The organism is Sphingomonas vulcanisoli (assembly GCF_011761305.1).
Taxonomy (GTDB): Bacteria; Pseudomonadota; Alphaproteobacteria; order Sphingomonadales; family Sphingomonadaceae; genus Sphingomonas_I; species Sphingomonas_I vulcanisoli.
Map to the genome: position 1 here is coordinate 66,137 of NZ_JAAOZC010000005.1, position 12,759 is coordinate 78,895.

A 12,759-nucleotide genomic window follows, 5' to 3' on the forward strand; every position below is an offset into this window, starting at 1 on the left:
AGTTCCGCGCCGAGGCGATACGAAAGCCATCAGCGGCATCCGCGAATCTCATCCGCGCAGGGCTTCGATAACACCGCTGTTGGGATAGACGACGACCATGTCGCTATCCGCCTCCAGACTGAGTGCTGCACCGCCATCGACCAGCCAGGCGCTGCCAGCGTCGAGGCTCTGGCCATCGATCGTGCCTTTGCCTGCGACGGGGACGAGCCAGATCTTGCGGCCATCGCCTTTGAGACCGGTGCTGGCGGCGCCCTTCCACCGCTCCAGCACGAAGGCGGGGCCATCGGCCAGCACTGTGCGACCGGGCGCGATATCGTGCGCTTTGTAAGGCGCGACATAGGGCACGGGATTACTGACTGCGACGCCATCGTCGAGATGCAACTCGCGGTCGCTGCCATAATCGTAGAGGCGATAGGTAAGGTCCACATTCTGCTGCGCCTCGATCAGCGTCAGCCCCGGCCCGATCGCGTGGATTGTACCGGCAGGTGTGTAGAAACTGTCGTCGGTCTTCACCGCCTTCCAATCGAGCAATTTCTCGATGGAGCCGTCCTCTGCCGATTCGCGCAGCCGTCCTTTGCTGATCACCTCGAGCGTGCCGAGCGCGATCGAGGCATGCGGCTCGGCATCCAAGATCACCCAGGCCTCGCTCTTGCCGCGCGGATAACCCTTCTTCTGCGCCTCCCCGTCGGTGGGGTGCACCTGCACCGAGAGACGATCGCTCGTGAAAAGATATTTGATCAGCAGTTCGGGGCCGTCAGTGGTCCCGTCCTGCTCGCCCGGCACTTCGAACCAGATTTCACCAACCGGATTGCCGTCTTCGGCGACGCTTTCAAACGCCGGCCAGAGATCCCGCCGTCCCCACGGTTTTTCGACGCGCTTGGTGGTGAGACGGATGGCAGTCATGCTGGATGCTCCGGATCGATGCAGTGCTGAAACGCTTGCGGGCCGAACGCTGCGCCGTACTCGCCCGTTCCCGCCTCACGCCGATCACACGGAACGTGTTCCCGGATGACGAAGCCCCATCAGTTAGGCAGCGCAACCTCGATCTTGTCGACCCATTCCGGGAAAAAACTCGGCGCGCGATTTGACCAGCCGGGCGCGGTCGCAGCCGCTTCGCTGATCGATTGCAGCAGGCTCCGGCGCTTTTCGGGGTGTAGATGCGGCAACGCTGCAGCAGCGCAGAACGCGCCCGGCAACCACGGCCGCACCGATCCCCCGATCAACCGCTCATAAAGGAAGCGATAGGATGCAAAGCTGGTGAGCCGTCCCTGACCCAGATCGAAAGCGGTGATAGTCACCAATGGCGTGAAGAAAGGCTCCATCTGATCGAGGCCGCTGTCATCCGGGATGGCGTCGCGGATATGATCGAGCCGGCAATAGATCCGCGCCTGCGCCTTGATGCTCGCCGCCTCGACTACGTCACGGCTCCAACGCGCCATCGCATCGCTGCGCGAAAGCCCGATATCGAGCGAGCGGCGGATATAACGCTGCGTGGCGGCCGGAAAGCCGGCAAATTCCTTCATTTCCGCCAGCGACATCGCGCCATCGGCCGGCCGTAAACGCTCACCCATTGCTGCCCTCCCGCTTCGCAAGTCGAGGGGATCATGCACGACGAAGGTTGCCGGGCACTTAACCCTAACCGCTTAGGGGGCAGAATGAATCATGTTTGACGTTGCAATGCAACATAAGTGAAAAGCCGGAACGATCGTGCTGCGGAGTGTTGCAGAAATGAGTCGGCCCCTCGTTGCAAACTCAGTGCGAATCCGCTGCGATTTCAGCTTCGGCCTCGGGATCATAACCTGATGACGGCGCCGGATCCTTACCTTTGCCAGGTTGCGTATTGGATGGCGCATCGGACGTCGGAAAGCTCTCATCCAGAGCGACGTCCAGCTTCGCGTCCTCATCGCTCGGATTGCGCTGGAGCGCCTTGTTGTTGTCGGCATCATGGGCATCGCGCACATCGGGCGCCGCCGGCGTTTCGACCTTATCGTCGCTCATTGTCCGTCTCCACTCGTATGGCCTTAGAACGCGCCGCTCGGGCTGGCCGTTCCGTTGGCTAACCGTCTCGCCCGAAACAGCGTCCCTAATCTGATTATCTGGTGCGGAATGTGCAGTCTGAGGTGGGAGGCCTCTATCGGGATAGAGCGGGTCAGGTCTTAGATTCGGCCTTCTTGGCATCACTCGCGGCCTGCATTTTCTCGAACAGCTTGCCGAACCCCACCACCGCGAGGCCCGTCGCAATCTCGACCAGTTGCTCTCCACTCGACTTGCCAGTCGCGGGCTTCGCAGGATCGGTCTTGGCTTCCGGTTTGGAATCGGGAGTGCAATGCGTCGAGTTGGCTGGAGTCGCCGCCTTGGCCATAGCCGTGGCTGCCATGCCCATCGCGCCTGCGATCATCTCGCGCATGACCGGTTGCTTGAGCTCCTCAATCGCTCTCTCGGCGCGCTTGCGGGCTTCCTTCGGCACCTTAATGCCCGCGATCCGCTTGGGTAGCTTGCCCTTCTTGACCTTGTTTTTGCTCATCGCGCCATCCCTTCGTGTATCATCAACATAATACACGCCAAAGGAGATGCAACCGCTGCCTAGCTTCGCGCCGTGACGAGGTTCTTGACGCGCTCGATCGCTTTGGTGGCGATGCCCTTCTCGGCTTCTTCCGCGGCCGCCTTGGTACGGTGCGCAACGCCCGCCGGCTCGGCCGGAGGGGCATAGACGCTGTACAGCTTGAGCGGCTCCGAACCCTTGTTGATGATATTGTGCTTGGCGCCCTGCGGAATGACGATCAGCCGATTGGCCTTCACTGCGGTCCGGCTGCCGTCGACAACCGCCTGTCCGGTGCCAGAAACAAAGAAAGTGGTTTGGTCAGCGCGATGCGTTTCCTCGCCGATGTCGTCGCCGGGCTCGATACTCATCAGCACGATCTGAACATTCTTGTCGCGATAGACCTCGCGTTGGAAAAAGGTGTTCTTGGTCGCGAGCTCGATCAGATCCTTATTGAAGACTGCCATGTTGTTTTCTCCGCCGAGCGTGCTTGCGCAGAACCTTCGGCACGAGCGCGAAGTTCCTGGGCCGTTCGGCAGTCACGACAAGCGGTAGCCGCAATAGCTAATCGACAGCCTCTGCGCTCAAAGGCGGCTGATCGAACCCTGTTGAACGATCCGCCGGACCACAGATGCGCCCGGAAAATCGCACCGAGATCGTCTTCCGACCAATCGTTAGTCGGAGCCGCGTCGGCGAAAAACAGCGGCTACGATCGAACACGTTTCCCGATACCCAACGCAGCGGCGTCGCAACTGTGCCGCCGGCGGGAATTGTAACCGGCAGCATGGCCCGGCCCGGACGCCTCCCGCGCTTGGCGTTCGGCATGATCGGTAAGGCGCGCCCGCGTGCATCTGTAAAACCAACGTGCGGCAATGCCTCGATTTGGCAAGCGCGCCCACGATTGCGCAGGACAATCAAAGTCCCTGAATGCGACATACCATTGAAATCGCGGTCCTTCCCATCGCGACGCAGCATGATTTGACTGGCGCGGCATACAGCGTCCTGCGGGCTGCCGGCGAATGCCGCCGCCGCGACCCATGCGAACATGATCTTCCTCCAGACCTCCTCCTACCGAGGACCGCTGAACCCGCGCTGACAGGCGAGATGAGGGAATAGGCCTTTCGCCTCACCGCCGGCGTCAAACCCTGCCGTCTAGAACCAGCACGAGGAGCACGATCAGCAGGATGGTGCCGAGCCCGACAGGCGCGAAACCCCAATTGGCATTATAGGCGCCCGCGCGCGGAAACGAGCCGCCCAGCCAGAGAATGATCAGGATGACGAGGATGATCGTAAGCATCGGTTGTTTATCCCTTTTTCTCAGCGGACGTTCCATTCCGTCTGGAAGATCTGCTGCAGCGAAGACGCCTTCGAGCCGGCAAAGGTTCCGTGTACGTATCGATCGCCTATCGCGCCGAACGGTCGTCCTGATGCAGGACGTTGGTCGCCGTCAGGATCGCGTTGCCGGGCGGAGAGGCGCGCAGCAGCGCCATCGTCTCATACGGCTGCAGCAAAAGCGTAGTGCCGCTTAGCGTGCGGTCGGCTCCTGACAGCAAGTCCCGGCCCACCATGATTTCGTTCGGGGTCAGCGGCAGCGTAGCGGGGGTGCCGGTAAAGTTAGCGATCACCAGCAGACGATCTTCGCCCAAGCGCCGCTCGTAGGCGAAGATCTGCTTATGGTTCGGCTGGATCAGCCGGAAGCTGCCCTGGCGAATGATGGGTAGCGCCTTGCGGAGCGCGATCAGCAGGCGATAGCGCTGATAAACGCCGTTCGGGTCGGCGCTATCGGCGGCGGCGTTGATCGTCGCCTTGTTCGGATTGACCGCGATCCACGGCCGCCCGCGGCTGAAGCCCGCGTTCGGGCCATCGGTCCATTGCATCGGGGTGCGCGCATTGTCGCGGCTGTTGGCGCGCGCACCGGCCATGAAATCGGCGTCCTTGATCCCCGCTTGCAGCGCGATCGCATGCAGGTTGATCGTCTCGACGTCGCGGTACTGATCGATCGAGGTGAAACCCGCATTGGTCATGCCGATCTCTTCGCCCTGATAGATGTAGGGCGTACCCTTCATCAGGTGCAGCACGGTCGCCAGCATCTTGGCCGAGGCCACACGCCCCGCGCCGTCATCGCCATACCGCGAGACCGCGCGCGGCAGATCATGGTTGCCCCAGAACAATGCGCTCCAGCCCCGGGTCGCCAGCGCCGCCTGCCATTTGCCGAAGATGCTTTTCAGCACGGGCAGATCGATCGGCTTCGGCTTCCACTTGCCCTGTTGGTCGTCCCAGAAGCGTGTGACCGCCTCGAACTGGAAGATCATCGACAATTCGTGGCGCGCGGGATCGCTATAGAGCGGCGCGTTGTCTGGCGTCGCGCTCCACACTTCGCCCACAGTTAGGCAATCGCGGCCGGCCTGCGTTGCGGCGGTCATCTCCTGCAGATAGGGATGCTCGTTGGGCCCGTTGGCGGTGATGCCGTGCGCGATATCCTTCCCGATCAGATCGATCACATCCATGCGGAAGCCCGCGATACCGCGATCGAGCCACCAGTTCATCATCTTGTAGATGTCGGCGCGCATCGCGGGATTGGCCCAGTTGAGATCGGGTTGCTGGGCGGCGAACATGTGGAAATAATAGGCGCCGGCCTGGGCATCGTAGCTCCAGGTCGATCCGCCGAAGCTGGCGGTCATATCATCGGGCGCGCCTTTGGCGGGCGGATTGTCGCGCCACAGATAATAGTTGCGATAGGGCGACGTCTTGGAGCGGCGCGCCTGCTGGAACCAGGCATGCTGATCCGAGGTATGATTGACCACCAGATCCATGACGATGCCGATCCCGCGCGCGCGTGCCTCGGCGATCAGCCTGTCCATCTCCTTGAGCGCGCCGAAGCGCGGATTGATCGCCTGATAATCGGAAATGTCGTAGCCGTTATCGACCATCGGCGAAGCATAGACGGGCGACAGCCAGATGAAGCCGATGCCGAGGTCCTGCAGATAATCGAGCTTGCCGATGATGCCGGCAATATCGCCGACCCCATCGCCGTTGCTGTCCGCAAAACTTGCCGGATAGATTTGATAGCCCGTCGCGCTCTGCCACCACGGTTCAACGGCTGGAGCGGCGCCAGCCCGCGTGGAGAGGCCTGCGGCGGTCGTCATCGTAAGACCGATAAGGATGGATCGTCGCGAAGGTTGCATGCTGCGCGCCGATTGGCGGCAAGTGCGCGCTTCTGCAATGGCAACCGAGCGGGGGATTGGCGAAACCGCTTATTGTGGCTAGAGGCGCCCACGGAAGCGGCGTTCGCGCCGCGTCCAAAGATCGCGTCGGTGCCCTAGAGGCTTAATAAGGGAATGCGGTGCGGGAGGCTTCTCCCAAATCCGTAGCTGTCCCTGCAACTGTGAGCGGCGAGAGCGATGCAATGGGCCACCGGGTTTCCGGCGGCCGGCCACTGGGCACCATGGGGAAACCCACGCCTGGGAAGGTTGTGCATCGTCTCGATGACCCGTGAGCCAGGAGACCTGCCGACGCAACGGTCGCTCTTGCTGTGGTCCAGGTGAGACCAGAGCACGGTACTCCGTCTGAGCGACGAACGGGTGCCCGGCAAAGTGATACTTTGCCGGGAGGCCCGACCATGCGGCGAGGGCCGCACGGTTGCGTTGCCTTGGGCGCGATGGCGTCCGCCCGTGGCGTCGCGCCGGTCGTTCGCTTGGATGAACGGCAGGCCCTCCCGTCCCGTCGCGACGCCGGGGGATTATCGATGACCAAGACTTTCGTTTCTTTTCTGGCGATCGCTGTGACGACGCCTGCCTTTTCTCAGAGCAATCCGGGCCAGCCGACCACCGATGCCAAGGGCGACACCATCGTCGTCACCGCATCGCGTTCGGGGGATGCCACGCCGATCGATCTGATCGGTTCTTCGGTGACGGTGGTTAACGATCAGACGATGCAGGATCGCCAGGTCCGCGTCGTGTCTGACGTGCTGCGCGATGTCCCGGGTCTCGCGGTCAGCCGTTTGGGCGCGGTCGGTTCGCAGACGCAGGTGCGCATCCGGGGTGCCGAGGGCAATCATACCCTGGTGCTGATCGACGGTATCAAGGCTTCCGATCCCTATGCCGGCGAATATGATTTTGGCACTTTGGTCGCCGACGAGAATGCCAAGATCGAAGTGCTGCGCGGCCAGCAATCCGCGCTTTACGGGTCTGACGCGATCGGTGGCGTGATCAATTACATCACGCTGACCGGGGCGGAAGCGCCGGGCTTCAAATTGCGCGCCGAGGGCGGATCGATGAACACGTTCAGCGGCGGTGCGCGGGCGGCGGGTGTCTCGGGCAATCTCGATTATGCGCTTTCGAGCAGCTACATCCACACTGACGGCTATCCGGTGGCGGTAGGCGGTACGCGCGATGTCGGATCGGACAATCTCGGCGCTTCGGGTAAACTGATCTGGACGGCGGCTCCAAACTTCCACGTGACGGCTGTCGGCCGCTACAGCTATACGAATGCTGACACAGACGACACCAATAACGCCTACGGCACGCCCGGTTACGGCCTGATCGTCGATTCGCCCGGCGTTCATTTCGTCAACAAGGGCCTCTATGGCCTGTTGAGAGGCCAGCTCGATCTGCTGGAAGGCCGCTGGACCAACGCGCTCTCCGGTCAGATCGCCGACACCAAGCGGACAGGCTATGATTCTACCAGCATCGGTGCGCCCGTTGTCGCCGCGTCCGGCGATCATGGCCGGCGCGTGAAGGGCTCATTCGAAAGCGCCTTCCGTTTCGGCAGCGACGCCGTGCAACAGCGCGTCACTTTCGCGCTGGATGCCGAGCGCGAGAGCGAGCGCACCACGGTCAGCCAATATGGCGCATTCCTCGGCTGGCGGCACACCACCAATATCGGTGCGGTTGGCGAATATGATCTCACCGTCGACGATCGTTATGCCTTGGGCGCCTCGGTTCGCCATGACGGCAACAGCCGCTTTGCCGACGACACGACCTTTCGTGTGCAGGGGAGCGCCAAGCTGAGCGCAGGCACGCGACTGCACGCTGCTTACGGCACGGGCATCAAGGCGCCGAGCTTCAGCGAACTCTTCGATTATTATGTCGGCCGCTACATCGGCAATGCCAGCCTCAAGCCGGAAAAATCGAAGGGGTATGAAGCGGGGGTCGAGCAGAGCTTCCTCGACCGTCGCATCGTCCTCGACGCGACGTGGTTCGATAATCGCCTGACCGATGAGATCGCCACCGCCTATGACGCCTTCTTCGTTGCGCATCCTTACAATCGGACGGACAGGACCAAGCAGCAGGGCATCGAGCTTTCGGCAGCGGCGAAGATCGGGGCGGGTTGGCGGCTTGATGCGAGCTACACCTATCTGCATGCGCCGCAGAAGGTGGCTGTCACGACCAATCCCGCGACCTTCGCCACCGGCACGTTCGATGGTCAGGCGGTGCGCCGCGCCAAGACTATCGCCAGCGCCAATCTCACCTGGGCGCCCGAGGGGCAGCGGTTCAGCGGCACGCTGACGGTGCGCTACAACGGCCGGCAGAATGACGTGTTCTACGGCTATTTCCCGCCGCTGCTCATCAACGAGCGGAGCTTCACCCTCGTCAACCTCAACGCCAGCTACAAGCTGACCAAGAGCATCGAGCTGTTCGCCCGCGTCGAGAACCTGCTCGATCGCAATTATTTCGAGGTCTACAGCTACGCCACGCCCGGCCGGGCGGGATATGGGGGGGCGCGCGTCCGCTTCTGATGAGGCGATCGATCTCTTTCGCGCTCGGCGTTGCACTATCCCTCCTGGGTGATGCGGCGCTGTCGGCGATCCCCGCGCATCCGATGCGGGTGATGTCGCTGAACCAGTGCACCGATCAGATCGTGCTGGCGCTGCTGCCGCCCGATCGGATCGCATCGGTCACCTGGCTGTCGCGCGATCCGCAGGGATCATTGATGGCGGCTGTAGCGGCGCGCGTGGCGGTCAATCACGGGATGGCGGAAGAGGTCGTTCGGCAGCGGCCCGATCTGATCGTCACCAGCAGCCTCGCCAGCCCGGCAACGCGGGGGCTGCTGCAGCGGATGGGATGGCCGATGATCGCGGTGGATGACGCATCGAGCTTCGATCAGATCCGTTCGGTTACCCGCCAAATCGCCGCCGCCGTGGATGAACGCGCGCGCGGCGAGGTCTTGATCGCGGCGATGGACCGCAAGCTCGCCGATCTCGCGCGTCATCCTGCCCCGCCGATCCGGGTGGCGGCGTGGGACGGCGGCGGATTCAGTGCGCAGAAGGGCTCGCTCTACGATGCCGTCCTGCGCACCGCCGGCGCGATCAATGTCGCCAACGAACCGCCGGCGAACGGCTATGGCCGGCCCGATACGGAAGTGTTGCTGGAAACCGCGCCGCAGCTGCTGATCCAGGGCGGCTATGATCAGGCGGGGCTGCGCGCGAACATCGCGCACCATCCCCTCGTGCGCCACTATTGGGGCAAGGATCGCACGCTGGTGATCCGCCAGGCTTATTATCTTTGCGGCACACCCTTCATCGCCGATGCCGCGCTGATGCTGCGGCGGGAGCTGGGAGCGGCGGCAGGCGCGGCGCGATCGCCGCTTCCCTTCGCGGCGGGAGCGGGGCGATGAGCCGCTGGCTGATCCCGGCTTTGGCGATCATCCTTGTGGCGGCGGCGGCGGCCTCGCTGCTCGCCGGTACGGTCTGGCTGACCCCCGGTGAGGTGCTGTCGGCGTTCAGTCACCCGGCGCCTAATCTGGCAGGTCTGATCGTCCTTGAAATCCGGTTACCACGCACCCTCCTTGCGATCCTGATCGGTGCGGTCCTTGGGCTTTCGGGCGCCGTCCTGCAGGGCCTGCTGCGCAATCCGCTTGCCGAGCCGGGCTTGCTGGGCGTCTCCGCAGGCGCATCGCTGGGGGCGGTGATCGCCATCTATTACGGTTTCAGCGCCAGTTTCACGCTGGCCTCGCCCTTGTTCGGATTGGTCGGCGGTCTTGCCACCGCCGCGCTGGCGCTGCTGCTGTCGCGTAACGGCGGCACCTTGGCGGTGATTCTCGCCGGCTCGGCCATCACCAGCATCGCCGCCGCGGGTACGACGCTGGCGCTCAACCTCGCCCCCAATCCGTATGCGGCTTATGAGATCATGAACTGGCTGATGGGTTCGCTCGCCGAGCGTAGCTGGGATCATGTCCGGTTGGCGGCGCCTTTCATTCTCGTCGGCGGGGCGCTTTTACTGAGCCTTGGGCGGTCGCTCGACGTGCTGGCGCTGGGCGAAACCCAGGCGGAAAGCCTCGGCATCGCGGTCGGGCGGGTGCGCTTGCTCGCTTTGGTCGGCACGGCGCTGGGCGTCGGCGCGGCGACGGCGGTGGCCGGGGCGATCGGCTTCGTCGGGCTGATCGCGCCGCACCTTGTCCGCCCGCTTGTCGGCTATCGGCCCGGCAAGATCCTCGTCCCCGCCACCTTGGTCGGCGCGATCATGGTGGTGATCGCCGACATAGCGACGCGCCTGATCCGCTTCGGCGGGCCGCCGATCAACCTCGGTGTGTTCCTCAGCATCGTCGGTGCGCCTTTCTTCCTGTGGCTGGTCGTCCATGTGCGCAGGCGCACAGCATGAGCGCGCTGCATCTCGATGCCGTTTCGATCGCTCGCGGCGGCCGCATCGTCGTGCAGGACGCCACCGTCAGCTTCCGCGCGGGCCGTCTGACGGCAGTGATCGGACCAAATGGCGCGGGCAAAAGCAGCCTGCTGGAAGCGAGCGCGGGGCTGTTGCCCTTGGATGGCGGCACGATTCGCCTGGGCGACGATGCCCTTGCCTCGCTGAGCCGCCGCACGCTGGCCCGGCGGCGCGCCTATCTGCCGCAGCGTGCCGGGATCGAATGGCCGATCAGCGTCGAGCGCGTCGTCGCGCTGGGGCTGGCGCCGAGCCTGCCATCCTTCGGCGATCTCCCCGCCGCGATGCGCGCCCGGGTCGATCGCGCGCTTGCCGACCATGATCTCGTTGGCCTGCGCGATCGGCCGGCTACGCAGCTTTCTGGCGGCGAATTCGCGCGGGCGATGCTGGCGCGCGCCACGGTCGGCGATCCCGAATTGCTGATCGCCGACGAGCCGACTTCGGGCCTGGATCCCCGCCACGCTTATGATGCCAGTCGCCGCCTCCGTGCGCTGGCCGATGCCGGATGCACGGTGATCGTCGCCCTTCACGATCTCGATCTCGCTGCCAACATCGCAGACGAGGTGCTGGCGGTAAAAGCGGGGCGGGTAATGGCCCACGGTCCCGCCGAATCGATCCTCATCGCTCCGATCCTTACCGACCTTTACGATATTCCCGCGCATGTCGTCGGGGAAGGCCGCGCCACCTCGATCCGTTTTACCGGAAAGCTATAGGCTATCGTCCTTGGTTTAGGATCAGAAGCCGTCCTCGCCCGAAACTTGATCCGGAATGGCTGATATCCGTCAGCAATGCGATCTGCCTCCATCCTGGCTTCAGAATCATGGTTGGTTCGTGGTTGAATCGTCTAATGGTCTCATTAAAACTCCCAGGTTTCTCCAAGGGAGCGGCGCTGCACCACGGCGGCTCGCCAGATCGGATGGTTATCCGCTTTGCCTCGGCGGTAGCTCCTTTAGGTCGACGCGCCATGCATCGACAGATCCCGATCCGACGCCGCGAACGACAATTCCATCCGTTCTGGTTGGAACCATGGTTTAGTCATTCTTCGTTCCGCTACAGGGTCTACGCCTCTCGAACGAGCGGCGAGGAATGCGTGGATCAGCTGTACTATGGCGACAATCTCATGGTGCTGCGTGAGCATGTTGCCGATGCCAGCGTTGATCTTGTCTATCTCGATCCACCCTTCAACTCGAACGCGACATACAATATTCTCTTCAAGGCGCCGGATGGAGCCGGAGCGGACGCCAGCATCGAGGCGTTCGACGACACATGGAGTTGGGGGCCGTCCGCTTCGGCAGCACTTCTCGATATCGCTGAAAGCGGAAACCACGTTCTCCACACGCTAATGCAGGCGATGCACGTTGCGTTGGGCGAGAATGCGATGATGGCCTATCTTGCGATGATGGCGGTGCGGCTGCTGGAGCTGCATCGCGTGCTCAAGCCCACCGGCAGCCTCTACCTCCACTGTGATCCCACCGCCGGCCACTATCTCAAGCTGGTGCTGGACGCCGTTTTCGGGCCGCAGAATTTCCGTCGCGAGATCGTCTGGCGCAGCGGCTGGGTCAGCGGCTTCAAGACCCGTGCCCAAAATTGGGTGCGCAATCACGATACGATCTTCTATTATGTGAAAGACAGTGGCGCCTATTGGACCTTCAACAAGATCTATGTGCCGCACGGCAAGGACTATGTCCGCCGGGGCGGTGGCGAGAATCCGAACGGCAAGGCGATCGACGACGTCTGGGACGATCCCGAACTCTATTCGCCGAACATCAAATCCTTCTCGACCGAGAAACTCGGCTATCCCACGCAGAAGCCTGTTGCCTTGCTCGAACGGATCATCACTGCATCTTCCCACCCGGGTGACGTCGTGCTCGATCCTTTCTGTGGCTGCGGTACTGCGGTGGATGCCGCGCAGAAGCTCGATCGGCGCTGGATCGGCATCGACATCACGCATCTGGCGATCGGCCTGATCGAGAAACGGCTGCGCGACGGCTATGCGGAGAAAGCCGTTTTCCGGACGATCGGCGTGCCCTCCGATCTCGCCTCCGCCCAGCGGCTCGCGCACGATGATCCGCACCAGTTTCAGCAGTGGATCACGCTCAAGCTAGGAGGATGGCCGTGGATGGGAGGCAAGAAAGGCGGTGATCGTGGGGTCGACGGCTATTTCTATTACATCGGTCGCGGCGGCGGCACCGAAACTGGGGTGATCTCGGTCAAGGCGGGCGCCAACGTCAATCCGGCGATGGTCCGCGATCTCGGCCGGGTGATGCAGCGCGACGGCCACAAACTCGGTCTCTTTGTGTGCGCCGCCGCACCGACGCGGGGGATGGCGGCAGAGGCGGATAGCCATGGTCTGATCGAAACGGAGTTCGGACGTTACCCCGCGCTGCAGATCTTCACGCTGGCCGAGCTGTTCAACGATCGCCATCCGCGGTTGCCGCCTTTGGCCAGCCCCAACCGCCGCGCATCGCGCGTCGAAACCCGCGCGAGCCATCGCGAGGGCGCGCAGGGCAGTCTGATTTAAGTCAGCGCATCACGCTGACCACGATCATCCTCGAACGTGCGGGT

At 63.1% G+C, this 12,759-nt stretch carries 13 protein-coding genes and 1 riboswitch; of the genes, 5 read left to right on the forward strand and 8 right to left on the reverse strand.

What is annotated here, in order from left to right:
• Positions 1-48: 48 nt before the first annotated feature.
• From FHS31_RS10860 to FHS31_RS10895, 8 genes are all read right to left on the reverse strand, one after another.
• On the reverse strand, positions 49-903 hold the full coding sequence (locus tag FHS31_RS10860; RefSeq protein ID WP_167073427.1) for a class I mannose-6-phosphate isomerase: 855 nt from the start codon (positions 901-903) through the stop codon (positions 49-51).
• A 119-nt stretch (positions 904-1,022) separates the two neighbouring features.
• Positions 1,023-1,571, reverse strand: a complete 549-nt coding sequence (locus tag FHS31_RS10865; protein ID WP_167073428.1) for a hypothetical protein — start codon at positions 1,569-1,571, stop codon at positions 1,023-1,025.
• A gap of 181 nt (positions 1,572-1,752) precedes the next feature.
• The gene (locus FHS31_RS10870; RefSeq protein ID WP_167073429.1) at positions 1,753-1,998 is read right to left on the reverse strand and encodes a hypothetical protein; all 246 of its coding nucleotides are present in this window, start codon (positions 1,996-1,998) and stop codon (positions 1,753-1,755) included.
• A gap of 151 nt (positions 1,999-2,149) precedes the next feature.
• A complete protein-coding gene (locus FHS31_RS10875) occupies positions 2,150-2,560 on the reverse strand; it encodes a hypothetical protein (protein WP_167073430.1) in 411 nt (136 codons plus the stop codon).
• Between the two features lie 23 nt (positions 2,561-2,583).
• A complete protein-coding gene (locus tag FHS31_RS10880) occupies positions 2,584-3,006 on the reverse strand; it encodes a cupin domain-containing protein (protein ID WP_167073431.1) in 423 nt (140 codons plus the stop codon).
• A gap of 97 nt (positions 3,007-3,103) precedes the next feature.
• Positions 3,104-3,586, reverse strand: coding sequence for a DUF4232 domain-containing protein (locus tag FHS31_RS10885; RefSeq protein WP_167073432.1), 483 nt, complete (start codon positions 3,584-3,586; stop codon positions 3,104-3,106).
• Between the two features lie 91 nt (positions 3,587-3,677).
• A complete protein-coding gene (locus FHS31_RS10890) occupies positions 3,678-3,836 on the reverse strand; it encodes a DUF3309 family protein (protein WP_167073433.1) in 159 nt (52 codons plus the stop codon).
• 106 nt (positions 3,837-3,942) lie between these two features.
• Positions 3,943-5,685, reverse strand: a complete 1,743-nt coding sequence (locus FHS31_RS10895) for a glycoside hydrolase family 13 protein (protein WP_167073434.1) — start codon at positions 5,683-5,685, stop codon at positions 3,943-3,945.
• A 149-nt stretch (positions 5,686-5,834) separates the two neighbouring features.
• A riboswitch (cobalamin riboswitch) is annotated at positions 5,835-6,067 on the forward strand.
• A gap of 217 nt (positions 6,068-6,284) precedes the next feature.
• Between FHS31_RS10895 and FHS31_RS10900 the strand changes: the two genes are divergently transcribed.
• The 5 genes from FHS31_RS10900 to FHS31_RS10920 all read left to right on the forward strand — a co-directional run bounded on the left by FHS31_RS10900 (position 6,285) and on the right by FHS31_RS10920 (position 12,715).
• A complete protein-coding gene (locus tag FHS31_RS10900) occupies positions 6,285-8,276 on the forward strand; it encodes a TonB-dependent receptor plug domain-containing protein (protein ID WP_167073435.1) in 1,992 nt (663 codons plus the stop codon).
• On the forward strand, positions 8,276-9,154 hold the full coding sequence (locus tag FHS31_RS10905; protein ID WP_167073436.1) for an ABC transporter substrate-binding protein: 879 nt from the start codon (positions 8,276-8,278) through the stop codon (positions 9,152-9,154). Before FHS31_RS10900 ends, FHS31_RS10905 begins: the two co-directional genes overlap by 1 nt.
• On the forward strand, positions 9,151-10,137 hold the full coding sequence (locus tag FHS31_RS10910) for a FecCD family ABC transporter permease (protein ID WP_167073437.1): 987 nt from the start codon (positions 9,151-9,153) through the stop codon (positions 10,135-10,137). Before FHS31_RS10905 ends, FHS31_RS10910 begins: the two co-directional genes overlap by 4 nt.
• Positions 10,134-10,907, forward strand: a complete 774-nt coding sequence (locus FHS31_RS10915; protein WP_167073438.1) for an ABC transporter ATP-binding protein — start codon at positions 10,134-10,136, stop codon at positions 10,905-10,907. Before FHS31_RS10910 ends, FHS31_RS10915 begins: the two co-directional genes overlap by 4 nt.
• Positions 10,908-11,284: 377 nt before the next feature.
• Positions 11,285-12,715: a DNA methyltransferase gene (locus FHS31_RS10920; RefSeq protein WP_341786340.1), complete on the forward strand. Its 1,431-nt coding sequence runs from the start codon at positions 11,285-11,287 to the stop codon at positions 12,713-12,715.
• Positions 12,716-12,759 lie beyond the last annotated feature (44 nt).